The sequence below is a fragment of the Polaribacter litorisediminis genome (assembly GCF_019968605.1).
Classification (GTDB): Bacteria; Bacteroidota; Bacteroidia; order Flavobacteriales; family Flavobacteriaceae; genus Polaribacter; species Polaribacter litorisediminis.
Window position 1 is genome coordinate 1,474,404 of record NZ_CP082966.1, and the last position, 18,483, is coordinate 1,492,886.

Consider the following 18,483-nt stretch of genomic DNA (forward strand, 5'->3'; position numbering starts at 1 on the left):
AACTCTTACTCGGGTGTGTAAGAATTTAATTGTTTCTTATTCTTTTCAGACCTGACAGGTTTTGAAAACCTGTCAGGTCTATTTTTTAATTTTAACAATTTGCTAAAACTATATTTCTTTTAATGTTTGTATCAATCTTCCGTTTTCCAAATTCGTTCCCACAGTAAAACGTAAACAATTCTCACATAAAGGCTGATTAGTTCTGTTTCTAATTACAATTCCTTTCGCAATTAATTGATTGTATCTTTTATTGGCGTCATCAACTTTTACTAAAACGAAATTACAATCTGTTGGATAAATTTTTGTAATAAATTTAATTTCTTTTAAATGTTGAATTAAAGAAGTTCTTTCTTTAATGATTTCTGAAACTTCATTGGTTACTTCCTCCATTTTTTGCAAACGCTCAACTGCTTTTTGTTGCGTTAACTCGTTTACATTATAAGGTGGTTTTATATTATTTAAAATAGCAATAATTTCTGTTGATGCATAACCAACTCCCAAACGAATTCCTGCTAAACCATAAGCTTTTGATAAAGTTTGAGTAATAATTAAATTTGGAAATTGCTCGAATTTTTCTAACCAACTTTTTTGTTCAGAAAAATCGATATATGCTTCATCTATAATTACTAAACCATTAAATTTTAATAATAATTCTTCTACTTTATCAGTTGAGAAACTGTTTCCAGAAGGATTATTTGGCGAACATAAAAACAGCATTTTAGTGTTTTTATCAACATTATCAAGAATTTGAGCAACTTTTGGTTGAAAATCTTCCGTTAATAAAACTTCTCTATTTTCTATATTATTGATGTTCGCCAAAACCGAGTACATTCCATATGTTGGTGGTAATGTAATAATATTGTCTTCTTTTGGTTCGCAAAATGCTCTAAAAATTAAATCTAATACTTCATCACTTCCATTTCCTAAAAGAATATTTTTTGTGTCAACATTTTTAATCGTTGATAATAAATCTTTTACCGAATGTTGTTGCGGATCTGGATATCGATTAACGCCATTTTCAAAAGGATTTTCATTAGCATCTAAAAAAATCATATCGTCAGAAGTGGCGTCCTTGTATTCATCTCTGGCTGATGAATAAGGTTTTAGAGATTTTATATTTTCTCTAATGAGATTTTTTATATTGAAATTTGTCTTCATTTTTATTATGCTAAATTTATTCTAGCATTTTGTTGTTTTTTTTCCAGACCTCACAGGTTTTAAAAACCTATGAGGTCTTTGTTGAGTATTATTTTAAATCATCTAAACGTAAAGTAACCGCATTTTTATGCGCTTGTAAACCTTCTGCTGCTGCCATAATTTCTATGGATTTCCCAATCGTTTTAATCCCTTCTTTCGATATTTTTTGAAACGTAATACTTTTCATAAAACTATCTAAATTTACACCTGAATACGCTTTTGTAAATCCGTTAGTTGGCAACGTATGGTTGGTTCCTGAGGCATAATCTCCGGCACTTTCTGGCGTATAATTGCCTATAAAAACGGAACCTGCATTTTCTATATGATCCACATAAAAATCATCATTCTTCGTACAAATAATAAAATGTTCTGGCCCATATTCATTGATTAAATCTAAAGCAATTTCATCTGTTTCAACAAAAATAGATTTCGAATTTTCAATCGCTTTAGAAGCAATTTCAAATCGAGGCAATTCTTTTAATTGACGTTCAATTTCTATGGCAACAGCTGAAATTAATTGTTTAGAAGTTGAGACCAATATAACTTGACTATCTTTTCCGTGCTCTGCTTGACTCAATAAATCTGAAGCTACATAACTTGCATTTGCCGTATTGTCTGCAACCACCAATAATTCACTCGGTCCTGCGGGCATATCAATAGCAACGCCATATTTGGTTGCTAACTGTTTTGCAACGGTTACAAATTGATTTCCGGGACCAAAAATTTTATAGACTTGTGGAATGGATCTTGTTCCGAAAGTTAATCCTGCAATTGCTTGAATGCCCCCTACTTTAATAATTTTTGTAACTCCACAAAGTTTTGCTGCATATAAAATTGCTGGGTGAATTTTACCTTCTTTATTTGGTGGCGAACAAAGCACAATTTCTTTACAACCTGCAATTTGAGCAGGAATTGCCAACATTAAAACCGTAGAAAAAAGCGGAGCAGTTCCGCCAGGAATATATAAACCAACTTTCTGAATCGGTCTTTTTTCTTGCCAACACTGAACCCCTTTTACGGTTTCTGCATATACATTTTCAGTTTTTTGTGCGTTATGAAAAGTAGTAATATTTTTCTTTGCCAATAGAATAGCCTCTTTTAATTCTTCTGATACTAATGAAATTGCTAACGCTATTTCATCCAAAGAAACCACAGTATTTTCTAGCTTTACACCGTCAAATAATTGCGTGTATTTATCAACGGATATATCACCATTTTTTTGAATATCATCAAAAATTTGATTCACATTCTTTTCAATATCATCAATTGTTTTTGTAGGTCTTTGTAATATTTGAGACCAATTTTCTTTCGGTGGATTTATAATCGTTTTCATGATTTACTTGTTACGCAACGCTGAAATTTATTCAATGTCTTTTTAATTCTTTAAGATTTTTTAAAACTGAAGCTCGTTCAGCATACTTTAAATGTTGATAAGATCTAAAGCACCATTTTTTCAATAGGACATACTAAAATACCCTCTGCTCCATTTTGTTTTAATTCATCAATAATTTCCCAAAATTCATTTTTAGAAATTACGGTATGCACAGAACTCCAACCTTTTTCTGCTAATGGTAAAACTGTAGGACTTCTCATTCCTGGTAATAATTTCAAAATGGCCTCTAACTTTTCATTAGGTGCATTTAGCAATACATATTTAGAGTTTCTTCCTTTTAAAACAGACTGAATTCTAAATTGAACTTTCTGTAAAATAGTGTTTCTTTCTTCTGAAATTAATGGTGATACCGCTAAAACTGCTTCCGATTTTAATAAAACTTCAATCTCTTTTAAACCATTTTTGAATAATGTGCTTCCGCTAGAAACGATATCACAAATTCCGTCTGCCAAACCAATATTTGGGGCAATTTCTACAGAACCATTAATGATATGCAAGTGTGCATCGATGTTTTGATCTTTTAAAAATTTTTTTACGGTTTGTGGATACGAAGTTGCTATTCTTTTTCCGTCTAAATCTTTTAAAGAATTTGCATCAGATTCTTTTGGTACGGCTATAGAAACTTTGCATTTAGAAAAGCCTAAACGCTCTATAAACTTAATTTCGCCTCCTTTTTCTATCAAAACATTCTCGCCAATAATTGCCGCATCAACGACTCCATCTCTTAGATATTGAGGAATATCGCCATTTCTTAAATAGAAAACTTCCAAAGGAAAATTTCTTGCCGATGCTTTTAGCTGATCTTTTCCGTTATCAATAGAAATACCAATGTCTTTTAAGATTCTCATAGAATCTTCATTTAATCTTCCTGACTTTTGTACTGCAATTCTTAAGTTACTCATAAGTACATTTTAATAAATTTTAAATCTTCTTTTAGATTCCCTTTTTCAAGGGAATGACAGTTTATTTGTAATCTTTTGCTATGCAAAAGAAGCGTTTTTTCAAATAAAAAACCTGTTTGATTTGCTCAAACAGGTTTATAAATATTTTGATTTTATTCAATACATTTCTAAATCGCTTGATTGCAATTGTAAAAATGATGATGATGATTTTGCGTAATTGTCATGTCTTTTATTCGATGGGCAAATATTCAAATTTTATTTTGATAATTCCAAAGGATGCTCATAAAAATTTCGTTAAAATAAAATATTCATCAAGATTTTGATATTTGTTTAAAATTAAGTTTTTAATCGAGCCATGTTCATTCACTATATTTTTAGAATAAAAAACAAACTTCACTAACCTATAAAATAGCATATTTCAGGTAAAATAAATTCAATCTTTAAATGTTATGTTATTTTTTAGGTTTGATACATCTAAATTAAAATAAAAACTGCAATCAGCATAAAAACAACAATTTGCATCCATTTTAAATACCAACCAATTTTAGCATTTTCTTTAATCTTATAAGAAATAGCGCCCGCCAAAATAGCAATTGTGGAAAATATAAGCAGAGAAACGAGCATAAATATCAATCCTAAAATATAAAATTGAAGTACGTGAGAAATACGATCAGAAAATAAAAAACCAGGAAAAAAGGCCAAAAAGAAAATAGATACTTTCGGATTTAAAACGTTCATAATAAAACCCTGTTTAAACAATTGTAAAGTAGTTTTCTTCTCGACAGCATTCACTGAAAACACAATATTTGCTTTAGATTTGTAAACTTTAAAAGCTAAAAATAATAAATATGAAGCCCCAAATAATTTAATTGCAAAAAATAAGTTTTCCGATTCTTTTATGATAGCGGAAACTCCGAATGCTAATAAAGTAGTGTGCACTAAACATCCAGAAATAAGCCCGAAAACAGTTGCCAAACCAAATTTTCTACCATTAACAATACTTTGTGTTAACACAAAAATATTGTCTGGTCCTGGAGAAATTGCTAAAATAGAAGTTGCGATTGCAAAAGATAAAAGAGTTTCTATCATGGGCGTAAAAATACACTTTTTTATAAGTTTTATAAAAAAGCAACGTCGTATAAACCATTTTTTTTGACGTTAATTTTAATTCAAATTTTAAGAATGATTTGTGTTGATAGCAGAATTAAAAATCATGGACACATCTCGCTTTGTTTGTTAAAAACATTAAAAACTTAAACAATATTAACAATTTCATAGGAACTAAATTTATTATCTTTGTCATTATTTTTTAAACGATAAAAGCTATATATTTTTTGAAATAGATACTCTTTTCCAAAAAAATAGTGTTTCTAAATATCTAAAAGAATATGAATGATGTTTGTTTAGAAAAAGAATAAATTTAAGTTTTAAAATATTTTATTGATGGGGTTTTTGATTGTTTTTGCTACTTTTTGGGGAATGGAATTCATGGCTTGGTTTACACATAAATATGTGATGCATGGGTTTTTATGGAATTTACATTTAGATCATCATGTACCAAACAGAAAAACTTTCTTCGAGAAAAATGATGCTTTTTTCTTAATTTATGCTGTTCCGTCTTGGTTGTGCATTATGCTCGGTTCTATGTTTGGTGCATGGACCGTGATGTATATTGGTTTTGGAATTTTAGCCTACGGAATTGCCTATTTTTTAGTACATGAGGTATTTATTCATCAAAGATTAAAATGGTTTCGGAATAGTGATAACATTTATTTAAGAGCTATTCGAAGAGCACATAAAATGCACCACAAACATATAGGCAAAGAAGACGGAGAGTGTTTTGGAATGTTAATTGTACCCTTTAAATACTTGAAACAAGAACTTAAAAAAGCAAAGGCTGCATGAAAAAGGCTGTTGTGGTTGGTGCCGGAATTGCAGGAATTGCTTCTGCAATTCGTTTACAAAACAAAGGATATGAGGTGCAGGTTCTTGAAAAAAACGCCTATCCTGGCGGAAAGTTAACAGAACTTAAAGGCAATGGATTTCGGTTTGATGCAGGTCCTTCACTTTTTACCATGCCAAATTTAGTAACCGAGCTTTTTGAAATTTCTGGAAAAAAGTCTTCTGATTATTTCAATTACGATCGTCTTGAAACCTTATGTAATTATTTTTATGAAGATGGAACAAGAATTTCGGCCAATGCAAATATCAATATTTTTGCAGAAGAAATTGAAAAGAAAACAAACGACTCTGCCGATAAAGTCATCAAACATCTTAAAAAAAGTGAATTTATTCATAAAGCCACCGAAGAACAATTTCTCAATAAATCTTTGCATAAAATAAATTCCTTTCTCTCATTTTCTACAGTAACATCAATCTTAAAGTTGCCTTTTTTGAATATTTTTAGTTCGATGAATAAGGTCAATGAAAAAGCATTTATAGATTCTAAAACGATTCGATTATTCAACAGATATGCTACTTATAACGGTTCGAACCCATACAAAGCTCCTGGTATATTAAATATCATTCCGCATTTAGAGTTTGGTTTAGGAGCCTATTTGCCAAAAGGCGGTATGCATCAAATTACAAACAGTTTGGTTAAATTGGCTAAGGAAATTGGTGTTGAGTTTCATTTTAATCAAGAAGTAACTGCTATAGAAACCAATCATAATTTAGCGAAAAAGGTCATTACAAAAAATAGTAATTACAACGCTGATGTTATTGTTTGTAATGCTGATATTCATACGGTTTATGAAAAATTAATTCCATCAGCAAAAAAACTAGCAAAAGTAGATCAACAAGAAAGGTCTAGTTCTGCTCTTATTTTTTATTGGGGAATTGATAAAGAATTTGCTGAGTTAGATGTGCATAACATTCTATTTACTGAAGATTACAAAACAGAATTTGATCATCTTTTTGATTCTAAAACAATTTACGAAGATCCAACGGTTTATATTAACATTACCAGCAAACACATTAAGGAAGATGCTCCTGAAGGAAAAGAAAATTGGTTTGTGATGATTAATGTACCTTCTGTATATAAACAAGATTGGGATACTATGATTGCAAAAGCAAGAAAAAATATTTTGACCAAAGTATCTAGAATATTAGGAGAAAATATTGAAAAATTCATTGAATTTGAAGAAATATTAACGCCTCAATTGATACAAGATAAAACAAATTCATATAAAGGGTCGTTGTATGGAACGTCTAGCAACAATCGATTTTCGGCATTTTTTCGTCATAAAAATTTTTCATCGCAATACAAAAACCTCTATTTTTGCGGCGGCAGTGTGCATCCAGGAGGAGGAATTCCGTTAGCACTTTCTTCGGCAAAAATTATTGATACCCTTATAAAATGATAAAAAATATTTCCATTGAAAATCGGTGGATTATCCTTTTGCTTTTGTTCTATTTCTTTGGATTATTAGGAATGTCGATCGTTCAATTTCGTGATTTATTTTTGATGTTTACACCACTCAATTTGCTAATAACCTTGTTGGTTTTTTATAAAATAAATAACGATTTTAGTAGACGGTTTTTAATTTTATCATTCCTTGTTTTTTTAATAGGATTTTCAATTGAAGCCATTGGAGTTGCTACTGGTGTTTTATTCGGAAATTATGCGTACGGAGCTCCTTTCGGATTCAAACTTTTTGAAACTCCGATACTCATTGGGGTTAATTGGCTTTTTTTAGCACTAAGTGCTCATGGAATTGTGCAATCTTTTACTAAAAAAGCATTGTGGCTTATTATACTTCCCTCGTTATGTATGACTTTATTAGATTTTTTGGTAGAGCCTGTTGCTATGAAATTAGATTTTTGGAGCTGGGAAAATGATAGCATTCCGATACAAAATTATGTGATGTGGTTTGTAACGAGTATTTTTATTCATTCGATAATTTACTTTTTTAGTCCTAAAATAAACACGAAAGTGAGTTTTTTTATTTTCGGCGCTCAACTTATCTTTTTTGGCGTTTTAAACCTCGTTCTTTAAATAAAGAAATCTACAATTGTAAGACTATAAAAATCAGCATTTTCTGTAAACAAAGTTTAGAATCACTGCTCTATGTAGCGATATAATATCGTGATAATTCGTTTTTATGCTTATTTTATAAGTCACCAAATATTTCCTTTTGATTTATAATTTAGATTTTTAATATTTGGCAAAAAGCCAGCAATTTTAGTTGAAACAGAAAACTAGAATTTTAAAATATAAATTTTCAGTAAACTCATCTGATAAGAAAAATAGATTAAGATTACTTGAATTTTAGACAAAATAAAGTACTGAAAATTAACTTTTTTGATTAACTAATTATCTCTTATTATAAAGACTCTAAAAAATCAACAGTTATTGGTTTCGTTGTATAGCTAAAAATATTATTGGTATTTTTTGTTTTTAAGATATCATTATCATCAACACTTCCAGAAACCACACATATTTTACATTTTCCTGAAACATTTAAATTTAAAGAATCAAATGCCTTTACAAATTCCATACCATCCATGAGTGGCATGTAAAGATCTAATAGAATTACTTCTGGTAAATTTTCTTCAATCTCTTTATTTTCTTCCAAATATTTAATAGCATCTAAACCACTATTAAACTCTAAAATTTGTTCTGCTATTTTGTTGTTTTTAATTAAAACTTTTACCAAATAATTATCAATTTCATCATCATCGATAATCATTATTTTATTGTATTTAAAATCCATATATTTTTTTAACGGTATTAAAATTATTCATTAATAAATTTCACAAACTCTTCTTGCCTTCTTTTTGCAACAGGTAACAATTTCCCGTCTGGTAACTCACAAAATAAGCCATTATTCTTTATAATTTTAATGATATATTTTATGTTTACAATATAAGAATGATGTATTCTGAAAAAATTATTATTTAAAGAAGGTTCGTATTCACCAAGATTTCTACTAGAAACAATCATTTGTTTATTTGCCGTATAAAATTCGGTGTATTTGCCATCTGCTTTACAAAATACAATATCCTCAACTTTTAAAAGTTCAATTTTATCTACAGATGTAATTGATACATATTCAAATTTCTTTTTAAGCGTATTTATAGTGTCTATTTTTCCAATGATATTTTTTTGAAAAACCGATTCCATTTCTATGTGCTTGATGATTTTATATACAGAAACAATTAAGTTGTTGCTATTTATGGGCTTTAATAAAAAGTCTATTGCATTGTATTTATACGCCTCAAATGCATCGCTTTTATTTTTTGAGATATATAATAATTTTGGTTTAATGATATTTATTTCATTAAATATTTGGGGGTTAAACACCAAATCATCTTTGCTTAGAATTAATGCATCTGGTTTATGGGTGTTTATTAATTCTGTAATATTTTTGAAATCAGGAATAATTTCTACAACTGAAAATAAAACTGAATTTTCGCTCTCAAATTGCTTAAATAGTTTTATAACATTTAGATCATTTTCAATTATAATTGTTCTTAAAATCCGCATTAATATTATTTTAAAGGTTTATTCCTAAAGCAATAATACAAATATTTTTTTATACTTTTCTATAGATTCCTGAACATAATACGAATTCTTTTTTAAAATTACTGTAAAATAAAATGATGATTTTATTTCTTTATAGAAAATAGAAAAATAAAGTAGAGCATTCGTTACAGTTTCTTTTTATGTTGAAATAGAAAGGAAAAAAGGACGTTTTATTGCGGTCATTTCAATGCGGATTTTTTATAATTATCAACATAGAGAATAGCAGTCATAATTATGAATGATGCTAGATTATTGTTGTATAAACTTTGTGATACTCTCTAAAATAATCGTAATTCAGTAAAGTTTATACTATTTTTCTAAGTTCATTTTATTTTACTTAGCTAATATTTAAAACTTTTATCTAGTAAAACGGATTCGATATCAATTATAATAAAACACTTATTCTTTAAAACTTATCACTTATACTCCTATTCTCTCGAGTACGAATAAGATTTTTTATTTATAAATTCATTGAACACTTTCGCTTAAATTTATCAATATTTATAATTGATTGCAGTGGAACTATAAAATATCGATTTTTTAATTTTTATCTAGAATTAAAAAGTAGGCGTTTTGTTACTGTTCAAGAAAGCGACAAAAATATATTGAATACTTTTTGTAACCTATTAGTGTTGAAAAATAGTTAAATTATAATTTTAAATAATCTTTTAATTAAGCTAAAAAAATTGTAAATTTCACGCGTAATTTTTTTAAAAAAAGGTTATCAGAGTATCCTTTTTAGATTGATTCCCCCAAGAATATTTTAGTAATAAGCATATTGAAAGTTTAGTCTTTCAGATGACTTTTCATTATTAGTCATTCCAGTATAATGGTGAATGAATCTTAAACACCCTATAAATGAATAAAAACAAACTAACATACCAAGAATTAGAAAAAGAGGTTGCAATGCTTCGCGAAGAAAAAGATAGATATTTTCGGGATTTCTATGATAACTCTCCTAATATTTATATTTCAGTTTCTCCAAGTGATGGAACAATCTTGAATTGCAATCAAACCTTTTTATCTGAAACTGGTTTTTTAGAAGAGGAGATTATTGGTTCTTCGATATTCAAAATATATCATGATGATTGTATCAATGAAGTAAAAAAGTTAAAACAAAAGTTTTCAAAAACTGGAAGAATTACGAATGAAAACTTAATTTTAAGAAAGAAGAATGGTCGTAAAATGTATGTCATTTTAAATTCTACTGCCATAAAAAACACTTTTGGGGAAACATTGCATTGCATTTCATCATATCGTGATATTACGCGACAAAGGAAATCAGAAATTATTCTTAAAGAAAGCGAATCTAGATTTAAAAAAATGTTTGAAAGTCATAATTCTATTATGCTAATGTTAGAACCCAATACGGGTGCTATTATCGATGCTAATGAATCTGCTATTCGATTTTATGGTTATGACAAGCTTCAACTTTGTTCAATGAACATGGATGATATTAATACGTTACCAGAAGAGCAGCTTATAATGGAACGCATAAAGGCTATAAATGAAGAAATGAATTCTTTTATATTCGCCCATAAATTGGCAAATGATGAAATACGAACTGTTGAAGTTCATTCTTCTCCTATAAGTTTTCATGAAAAAAAAATACTATTTTCTATCATACATGATATTACAGATCGTACAATAGCACAACAAGCACTTTCAAAAAGTTTACAAGATCTTAAAGAACTTAATGCTACAAAAGATAAACTGTTTTCAATAATTTCGCATGACTTAAGAAGTCCTTTTAGCAGTATTATAGGTCTTTCTAGTTTATTAACAGAGAGCGCAGAAAATTTAAATTCTGAAGAATCTAAAGGTATTTTAGAAATGATTAACACATCTTCTAAAAGTGCCCTTAATTTGTTGGATACTTTATTAGAATGGGCAAAAACTCAAAGGGGACAAATTCATTTTAATCCTGTTCAATTAAATTTAGAACCAATCATAACAGATGTATTTGATACGCTAAAAACAACCTCAAAAATTAAAGAAATTTCCTTAAATTTTCCTCAATCTAATGAAATAGACCTGATTGCTGATGCAAATATGTTGAAAACAGTATTATATAATTTGATCTCTAACGCTATAAAATTTAGTTATAAAAAAAGTAAAATCGATATTTATGCTAAACATAAAGGTAATAATATCGAAATTAGTGTTGTAGATCATGGCGTTGGTATTGAAAAAGAAATCATAGATAAATTATTTAGCATTAATAACAACATTACAACGAGAGGAACATTAAATGAAAAGGGTTCAGGTTTAGGTTTATTAATTTGTAAAGAATTTATACAAAAGCATGATGGACAAATTTGGATTGAAAGTGAAGTAGGAAAAGGAAGTGCATTTAAATTTACAGTGCCTTCAAGTATACCAGAAAAGGAACCAGTGAACCATTGATAAAACGCGGGAATTTTATCTAAAGCGAATCAGCTTTCGAAGAGATCTATAAAATAACGTAAGTATTGTGCCCTTAAGGCTAATACCTCGAAGTCCTTTGTTAATTATAGCGTTGCTTTCATTTCTAGAATCATTTGCCACATTTTTTTTACATCTACAGGTTTGCTAAAATATAAGTCAAAACCCGCATTTAAACATTTATCTTCCCATTCTTTACCTGTATAAGCCGTTAAGGCTACATAAATTCCCTTTTGATTTTCTTTAAATTTTAGATTTTGTAAAACACCAAAACCATCGATTTTTGGATCTGCAAGATTTAAATCTAAAATAAAAATATCAAAAGCTTCTGACTTGGCGATATCTATAGCTACAAATCCATTTTCTTCCGTTTTTATTTCACAAAATCCTTTTAGTGATTTTGAAATAACCAATCTATTAATTGGGTTATCCTCTACATAAAGTGCTTTCATCATTTTTTTTTTAATTAATGGGTATGTTTACTTCAAAATTAGATCCAAAACCGAGGTGACTTTCTAACTCAATAGTACCTCCTAGATATTCTGTATATATTTTAACAATATAAAGACCTAAACCACTACTAATGTCTTGACTTCCTGTAATATTAGATGACATATAAAAAGGTTCGAATATCTTATCTAATTCCTCTGGATTGATTCCGGGTCCGTTATCTTCTACTGAAAATCGTAGCAATCTTCCATAATTTTTAATTATTATTTTTGCATTTACATGAACAATCGCTTTGGGGCCACTATATTTTAAAGCATTGTTTACTAAATTGATTAAAATTTGACTTAAAATCATTTCATTCGATAAAATTAAAGTGTCAACATTATGAATATGCCACTTTAAAGATTGTCCTTTTGTGTGCGCAATATCTGCGACAGTTTTTAAGTTTGATGCAAAAAAATCGTCTAAACTAATAGAGGTTATTAAGCTTTTTGACGAATCTCCTCCTGTTAAATCTAGATCCATCAAACGATTAAATGTTTGCAGCATTCTTGCACCACTTTGATATATGAGCTGAGCAAATTGGCGTGTTTCTTTATTTTCTGAACCAGATTCATTTATAAGAGTTGCAAGGCCCATAATTCCGTTTAAAGGGGTGCGCATTTCATGACTCATATTGCTCATTACTACGCTTTTTAAACTGTTAAACCGGTCAGCCTCTCTGCCCGATTTTACCATAATATCCACTTTTGCTTGTAATTGCTTTTTCTCTTCTTGCAAAAGAAAGTTAGCATAATTTAAATCATTGACCTTCTTTTCAAGTACTACTTCAATTTGATTACTATTAGATTCATTGCGAAGATGACTTAATATATTAGCCTGCAAAGCATTAAAAAGTTCCTGAATCATTTTTCTATCACTTTTTTGCCAAGGTAGTGATTGATTTTTAACGAGCTCTTGCCAAGCTTTAAAGTTTTTTCGTGGGATAAAAGATTTGTTAGACTCCTCTTTATTCTCTTCAAAAGGTTTACCTGCCCATGTATATATTCTGTTTTTTTCTTCTCTATATAAAATTAAAACAGACCTATCTGGATCATTTAACCTTATTGCTGCAAGACCTGATACGATAGCGTTTAAATCATTTGTAATCTCTTCTTTACGATTATAAAAAAAGGTATTAAGCGCTTGTCCGTTATTCATGTTTTTCTCTAATTGTGCTATAATTTTAAAGACATCAATTTCTTCTAGAACAATGCCATGATTTACAATTGCATTTTTACTGTAAATAGAGAAACCTATTAATTTTAATTCTTTGGATAAAGCAGTCCATTCATGAAGAATTAAGGACTCAAGAGATTTCACTTTACTATTTTGTCGAATATTTCTACATATTTCTTCTTGGGTATATCTGCGGTAATTTTGCTGTTTAATTAAAATAGTTTGCAGCCGAAGAGAAATACCATTGGTAAAGAATATTGCTAACATTCTCTTATTAAAAGATAATGTTTTTGGACTTTTATAATGATGGCAAAAAATTATACCCCATAATTCACCATCGTTAATAATACTTGTACCAAAAGTAGCTGTAACGCCCATATTTTTTAAGTATTGCAAGTGCGTGGGGCTTGCTGTTCTAAAAACTGCGTTACTTAAATCAACTGGGTTGTTATAATTTAAACCATAGATAGGAATTCCTTCATCGTTTATATCAGAAATAGACCTAATAAGATTTTTTTTATAAAGTTCTCGTGCCGGTTTTGGCATATCACTAGCAGGATATCGTAGGCCTAAAAAAGACTCTAAGCCGAAAGATTTTTCTTCAGCTATGACCTCTCCATCTCCATTTTGATCAAATTTATAGCACATTACTCGATCAAAACCAGTAAGCTCTTTAAAATGACTTACAGCACTAGAAGCCATATCTTTTTCTCGATTGAAACTACTTATTGATTTTAAAAAGCAATCTAATGAGGATAGTTTTGCAGTTAAAACTTCAGGTTCATTTTTATCAAATGATTCTAATTCAATAAGTACTTCACCAATAGTAGATTTTGAAAACCGTGCTTGATGCGGAACACCTTCCCAATCAATTATAGTAGGATATATGAGGCTTAAACTTTTACTTTTATTAAATTTTTTGAAACAATTAATTATGGAGTCATTAAAAAGGTGACTCAAAATAATTTTATCTGAATTCTGTAGTAAAGATTCTATTAAATTCTGAAGATTTGATGAAAAATATATTAATTCCTGATCAGAATTAAATCCGAATAGCAATCCATGAGTATCTATTCTTCCTAATTGATGAATAGGTTCTTCATCGCAATTTTGAATATTAACTTTAAACTTATTTGCTAAATCTTTTTTTAAATTATTTTTCAAACGAAATATTAGTTTGGGGGATTTATAGGATGCAATTTAAATAAAAATTATTAATAAATGTTCGCCATAATTACATTTTTAAAAATTTCCTTTCAAAACATGAAACACATGAACATATAAAAGTAAATTCCATCACTTATTGCACTAAACATGACACTTATGTCACCAATAAACTCAACTATATTTATTTTTTTTAAGACCCCCCCTATTTTTAAACTTCATAAAGTGCCTAATAGCTTAAAAATTGTGCAGAATAATTAGAAGATTGTATCAAATGTAAACAACCATATTTTTATCATATTTATATAGTGTTGTCCGATTACAATTAGCTAAAGTGTTTTAAAGTATTGATAGTATTGATTTTCAAGAACTTTTAAAGTAGTACACCTTGCTTTTAAAACTGCTTTAGAATTTATGATGTATCTAAAAATTTAAAATCATAATAATATTGTTTTTCAGTTAGTTACAGCCAAGTCTTTGTTCTTGATTCTAACAGAGAAAGCGGTCTTTTTGTCTTTTATCGGACAACAATGATTTTTATATATGAATTTTTATGAAATCATGCTTAATGAAGTATATCACGCTATTTTATTACTATTTTTTTGATTAATTTAACCTGAAGTAAGTCTGCTGTTAAATCTAGTTTTATAGATTTTTAAAAAATTTTATTCTTTTCTTTTTAGTTTCTATATTTCGTTCTAATAATTTATTTATAATAAATGTAAAATATTAATAAACAATATGTTAGAATACATAAAAGGAAGTGCGAGGTTTGTTTCTAATAATTAAGTTTTCACCAACTTCGATGAATTTTATTCTTGGTTACCTAAATATACTTTATAAAAAACAGCTCCAAAAAGGAGCATGTCCTAATTTTTATCACCCTAAAGAAACCTTATTTTTCCCTGATAAAATTGAATTCAAAAACTATCAAAGAACCCTTTACTTAGAATTTAATCGAAAAGAATTCCTCGATGCTCTGCGTCGGGGTTTCCGTTGAAATTGTCATTCCCGTGAAAACGGGAATCTAAATAATAGAATTTTGGTTTTTGACCTTTTTAGGTCAAAATGAAACGAGCGAAAGACCTCTATGGCTCTGCCTCGAGGATAGTTCGTTTCAAGAAATTCTTTATTTATGCATTCAACTGGGCATTTTCTTCCTCAGTTAAAAGTCTTGAATGGATTAAAAAACGAAGTCCTAAAGGAATTTCTAACGAAAAACTTGCGCCACGACCTTTGGTAACATCTACGGTTAAATGTGTATGTTTCCAATATTCAAATTGATCTTGATTCATATAAAAGTTCACGCCATTTAAGTTCCCTAATAGAATATCGCTTTCATCTAAATACATATCATCTTTTTCAAATAACATGGGGGCAGAACCATCGCAACAACCACCACTTTGATGAAATATTAATTCGCCATGTTTTGCTATTAGTTGCTTTACAACTTTCTCTGCTTCTTTGGTTATTGCTACTCTTTCCATAATTTAAAGGTATTAAAAAGGCTGAATTTAAAATAATTCAGCCTTCACATTATTCATTAATTTCTACTAAAAAAATCCTAATTTATTTTTATCATAAGAGATTAACATATTTTTAGTTTGGCGATAATAATTAAGCATCATTACATGATTTTCTCTTCCAAATCCAGATTTTTTATAGCCTCCAAATGGTGCATGTGCTGGATAAGCGTGGTAACAATTTACCCAAACACGACCTGCTTTTATGGCTCTTGGAATTTGATATAATTGATGAGCATCTCGGGTCCAAACTCCAGCTCCAAGTCCATAAAGTGTATCATTTGCAATTGCTATAGCTTCCTCTTCATCTTTAAATTTGGTTACGCAAGCAACAGGGCCAAAAATTTCTTCTTGGAAGACTCTCATTTTATTATGACCTTCTAAAATAGTAGGCTGAATGTAAAAACCGTTTGCTAAATCTCCATCTAATTTTTTAACTGCTCCGCCAGTTAATACTTTTGCACCTTCCTCTATACCTATTTTAAGGTAAGATTGTATTTTTTCGTATTGGTCGTTAGAGGCTTGTGCACCAACCATAGTGTTGACATCGTATGGATTAGCTTGCACAATAGCGTTCGTGCGCTCAATAACACGTTCCATAAAAGCATCGTAAATATCTTCCTGAACTAAAATTCTTGAAGGACATGTACAAACCTCACCTTGATTAAAGGCAAATAACACTGCACCTTCAATAGCTTTATCTAAATAGGCATCGTCTGCATCCATCACAGAATTAAAGAATACATTTGGAGATTTCCCACCTAACTCCATCGTTACAGGATTCAAGTTTTTAGATGCATATTGCATAATTAATTGTCCAGTTGTCGTTTCTCCTGTAAAAGCAACTTTGTCTACTTTTGAACTTGATGCTAATGGTTTACCTGCTTCCGGACCAAAACCATGAACAATATTAATAACTCCTGGAGGAAACACATCTGCAATTTTTTCCATTAATAAAGTCGCCGAAGAGGGTGTTTGTTCTGCTGGTTTTAAGACCACGCAGTTCCCTGTAACGATAGCTGGGGGTAATTTCCAAGACAGCATTAATAATGGAAAATTCCATGGAATAATCTGTCCAACAACCCCTAGTGGTTCTTTAATATTCATAGATAATGTATGTTGATCTAACTCAGTGGCACCTCCTTCTTCTGAACGAATACATGCAGCAAAATAGCGCCAATGGTCTACACACAAAGGAATATCTGCATTTAATGTTTCGCGAATTGGCTTTCCATTATCGCATGTTTCAACAAGCGCAAACTCTTCTAAATTAGCCTCAATAATATCTGCAACTTTATATAATAAATTAGAACGTTCTGTGGCCGATGTATTTCCCCAACTTTCTTTAGCGGCATTGGCTGCATCTAAAGCCAATTCTACATCCTCTTTTTGAGATCGTGGATATTTAGCAATGAAACTATTATCTATGGGCGATGTGTTTTCAAAATATTGACCACCTATGGGTTCTACAAATTTCCCGTTGATAAAATTAGAATATTTCTCTTTAAATTTTGGTTTAGAATAACTCATAAATGATGTAATTAAATTAGTAATTTGTTGTTTTTTAAATCTTAAAAATAGATTATTTCTATTTTTGATAAAGTTATTTTATCATATTCGAAATATCTTGAACATATTTATTGTATTTTTGAACATATCTCTTATTTTTAATATTTATGTTTTAAAATTTTTAACAGTGAGTATAAATTCCATCTTAAAGCAACATCAAACCAAAAGAAATCTAACCACTTTAGTGGAAAATAGAACGACCTATAATGCAGATTATGCTGAGTTGAATATTTATGAAACCCATGATTTTGCTGAAAAAGTAGCGCTGACATTTGACTTTCCTGTTATAGCCACCATGCTTACTGGAAAGAAAGTTATGCATATTGATGGTTTTAAAACTTTTGACTTTTTTCCTGGAGAATCGGTGGTCATGCCAAAAAACAAGGAGATGGTTATCGATTTCCCTTTAGCGACAAAAAAAAATCCAACGCAATGCCTAGCGCTTGGTATCGAAGCATCTAAAATTAACGAGGTCGTTGAGAAATTTAATCAAAATGTTGCTATTGAATACGAAAACAACAATTGGAATTTAGATAAAACAGCATCGCATTTAGTTAATAATACAGAAATTAATTATTTAATTGAACGATTAACGTGCACGTTTACGAATGATAGTATATCTAAAGATGTTTTATTAGATTTAATGATACAAGAATTAATCATTAGACTTTTACAAACAAAGGCAAAATCTTTAATTATAAATAATCCTAATCAAATTTTCAATGACACCAGAATAGGAACTGTCATTGGGTATATAAAAGAGAATTTAACCAATAAAGATATTAATGTAAATGTATTGGCAAAAAAAGCTTGTATGAGTGCCTCTCATTTTCATAAAAAATTTAAAAACACCTTAGGAGTTTCTCCGATTGATTATTTAAATTCTGAAAAAATTAAATTTTCAAAAAAACTAATGAAAGAAACTAAAGATTTTAGAATGTCTGAAATCGCTTTTAAATCTGGTTTTAACAACACGAGTTATTTTAACAGACAATTTAAGAAGATGGAAATGATGACGCCTCAACAATTCAAAAAATCACTTGTTTTTTGAATAATTTGTGATAGACTCGTAAAATAGAAATACTGTTTTAAGCAGGCATGTTCATTAATATCAAA

At 29.4% G+C, this 18,483-nt stretch carries 15 protein-coding genes; 5 read left to right on the plus strand and 10 right to left on the minus strand.

The window, feature by feature from the left end:
- Window positions 1-108: 108 nt before the first annotated feature.
- The 4 genes from hisC to K8354_RS06380 form a co-directional block, all read right to left on the minus strand.
- Window positions 109-1,158, minus strand: a complete 1,050-nt coding sequence (hisC, locus tag K8354_RS06365; protein WP_223446435.1) for a histidinol-phosphate transaminase — start codon at window positions 1,156-1,158, stop codon at window positions 109-111.
- Between the two features lie 88 nt (window positions 1,159-1,246).
- Window positions 1,247-2,530 carry a histidinol dehydrogenase gene (gene hisD, locus K8354_RS06370; RefSeq protein ID WP_223446437.1) on the minus strand — a complete coding sequence of 428 codons (1,284 nt, stop codon included), beginning with the start codon at window positions 2,528-2,530 and terminating at the stop codon, window positions 1,247-1,249.
- A gap of 104 nt (window positions 2,531-2,634) precedes the next feature.
- Window positions 2,635-3,492, minus strand: a complete 858-nt coding sequence (gene hisG / locus K8354_RS06375) for an ATP phosphoribosyltransferase (protein WP_223446439.1) — start codon at window positions 3,490-3,492, stop codon at window positions 2,635-2,637.
- Window positions 3,493-3,966: 474 nt separating this feature from the next.
- Window positions 3,967-4,581, minus strand: a complete 615-nt coding sequence (locus K8354_RS06380) for a LysE family translocator (RefSeq protein ID WP_223446441.1) — start codon at window positions 4,579-4,581, stop codon at window positions 3,967-3,969.
- A 354-nt stretch (window positions 4,582-4,935) separates the two neighbouring features.
- On the opposite strand from K8354_RS06380, the gene K8354_RS06385 reads away from it, so the two are divergent.
- The 3 genes from K8354_RS06385 to K8354_RS06395 are packed head-to-tail and all read left to right on the plus strand — an operon-like array spanning window position 4,936 to window position 7,489.
- Window positions 4,936-5,397, plus strand: coding sequence for a sterol desaturase family protein (locus K8354_RS06385; protein WP_223446443.1), 462 nt, complete (start codon window positions 4,936-4,938; stop codon window positions 5,395-5,397).
- The gene (gene crtD / locus K8354_RS06390) at window positions 5,394-6,854 is read left to right on the plus strand and encodes a 1-hydroxycarotenoid 3,4-desaturase CrtD (protein ID WP_223446445.1); all 1,461 of its coding nucleotides are present in this window, start codon (window positions 5,394-5,396) and stop codon (window positions 6,852-6,854) included. The genes K8354_RS06385 and crtD overlap by 4 nt, the downstream gene beginning before the upstream one ends.
- The gene (locus K8354_RS06395) at window positions 6,851-7,489 is read left to right on the plus strand and encodes a carotenoid biosynthesis protein (RefSeq protein ID WP_223446447.1); all 639 of its coding nucleotides are present in this window, start codon (window positions 6,851-6,853) and stop codon (window positions 7,487-7,489) included. Before crtD ends, K8354_RS06395 begins: the two co-directional genes overlap by 4 nt.
- A 328-nt stretch (window positions 7,490-7,817) precedes the next feature.
- Here K8354_RS06395 and K8354_RS06400 read toward each other — a convergent pair whose 3' ends face one another.
- Together K8354_RS06400 and K8354_RS06405 are read right to left on the minus strand one after the other, a co-directional pair.
- Window positions 7,818-8,207 (minus strand): response regulator, encoded by a 390-nt coding sequence (locus K8354_RS06400; protein ID WP_223446449.1) that lies wholly within the window; start codon window positions 8,205-8,207, stop codon window positions 7,818-7,820.
- 23 nt (window positions 8,208-8,230) lie between these two features.
- Window positions 8,231-8,980, minus strand: a complete 750-nt coding sequence (locus K8354_RS06405; RefSeq protein WP_223446451.1) for a LytR/AlgR family response regulator transcription factor — start codon at window positions 8,978-8,980, stop codon at window positions 8,231-8,233.
- 897 nt (window positions 8,981-9,877) lie between these two features.
- Between K8354_RS06405 and K8354_RS06410 the strand changes: the two genes are divergently transcribed.
- Entirely contained in the window at window positions 9,878-11,425 is a 1,548-nt protein-coding gene (locus K8354_RS06410) for a sensor histidine kinase (RefSeq protein WP_223446453.1), read from the plus strand.
- Window positions 11,426-11,529: 104 nt separating this feature from the next.
- Here K8354_RS06410 and K8354_RS06415 read toward each other — a convergent pair whose 3' ends face one another.
- The 4 genes from K8354_RS06415 to K8354_RS06430 form a co-directional block, all read right to left on the minus strand.
- Window positions 11,530-11,898, minus strand: coding sequence for a response regulator (locus K8354_RS06415; RefSeq protein WP_223446455.1), 369 nt, complete (start codon window positions 11,896-11,898; stop codon window positions 11,530-11,532).
- A 7-nt stretch (window positions 11,899-11,905) separates the two neighbouring features.
- Window positions 11,906-14,275: an ATP-binding protein gene (locus tag K8354_RS06420; protein ID WP_223446457.1), complete on the minus strand. Its 2,370-nt coding sequence runs from the start codon at window positions 14,273-14,275 to the stop codon at window positions 11,906-11,908.
- 1,133 nt (window positions 14,276-15,408) lie between these two features.
- A complete protein-coding gene (locus tag K8354_RS06425; protein ID WP_223446460.1) occupies window positions 15,409-15,762 on the minus strand; it encodes a DUF779 domain-containing protein in 354 nt (117 codons plus the stop codon).
- Window positions 15,763-15,828: 66 nt separating this feature from the next.
- Window positions 15,829-17,328, minus strand: coding sequence for an aldehyde dehydrogenase family protein (locus K8354_RS06430; protein ID WP_223446462.1), 1,500 nt, complete (start codon window positions 17,326-17,328; stop codon window positions 15,829-15,831).
- Window positions 17,329-17,500: 172 nt separating this feature from the next.
- Here K8354_RS06430 and K8354_RS06435 point away from each other — a divergent pair, with 172 nt between their 5' ends.
- Window positions 17,501-18,418, plus strand: a complete 918-nt coding sequence (locus K8354_RS06435) for an AraC family transcriptional regulator (protein WP_223447619.1) — start codon at window positions 17,501-17,503, stop codon at window positions 18,416-18,418.
- Window positions 18,419-18,483 lie beyond the last annotated feature (65 nt).

What these genes read in the sequence shown, in the direction of transcription:
- K8354_RS06400 (WP_223446449.1), bottom strand. Translation starts at nt 8,207, where the DNA reads ATGGATTTTAAATACAATAAAATAATGATTATCGATGATGATGAAATT.
- hisG (WP_223446439.1), bottom strand. Translation starts at nt 3,492, where the DNA reads ATGAGTAACTTAAGAATTGCAGTACAAAAGTCAGGAAGATTAAATGAA.
- K8354_RS06380 (WP_223446441.1), bottom strand. Translation starts at nt 4,581, where the DNA reads ATGATAGAAACTCTTTTATCTTTTGCAATCGCAACTTCTATTTTAGCA.
- K8354_RS06425 (WP_223446460.1), bottom strand. Translation starts at nt 15,762, where the DNA reads ATGGAAAGAGTAGCAATAACCAAAGAAGCAGAGAAAGTTGTAAAGCAA.
- K8354_RS06410 (WP_223446453.1), top strand. Translation starts at nt 9,878, where the DNA reads ATGAATAAAAACAAACTAACATACCAAGAATTAGAAAAAGAGGTTGCA.
- crtD (WP_223446445.1), top strand. Translation starts at nt 5,394, where the DNA reads ATGAAAAAGGCTGTTGTGGTTGGTGCCGGAATTGCAGGAATTGCTTCT.
- K8354_RS06415 (WP_223446455.1), bottom strand. Translation starts at nt 11,898, where the DNA reads ATGATGAAAGCACTTTATGTAGAGGATAACCCAATTAATAGATTGGTT.
- K8354_RS06385 (WP_223446443.1), top strand. Translation starts at nt 4,936, where the DNA reads ATGGGGTTTTTGATTGTTTTTGCTACTTTTTGGGGAATGGAATTCATG.
- hisD (WP_223446437.1), bottom strand. Translation starts at nt 2,530, where the DNA reads ATGAAAACGATTATAAATCCACCGAAAGAAAATTGGTCTCAAATATTA.
- K8354_RS06395 (WP_223446447.1), top strand. Translation starts at nt 6,851, where the DNA reads ATGATAAAAAATATTTCCATTGAAAATCGGTGGATTATCCTTTTGCTT.
- K8354_RS06405 (WP_223446451.1), bottom strand. Translation starts at nt 8,980, where the DNA reads ATGCGGATTTTAAGAACAATTATAATTGAAAATGATCTAAATGTTATA.
- K8354_RS06430 (WP_223446462.1), bottom strand. Translation starts at nt 17,328, where the DNA reads ATGAGTTATTCTAAACCAAAATTTAAAGAGAAATATTCTAATTTTATC.
- hisC (WP_223446435.1), bottom strand. Translation starts at nt 1,158, where the DNA reads ATGAAGACAAATTTCAATATAAAAAATCTCATTAGAGAAAATATAAAA.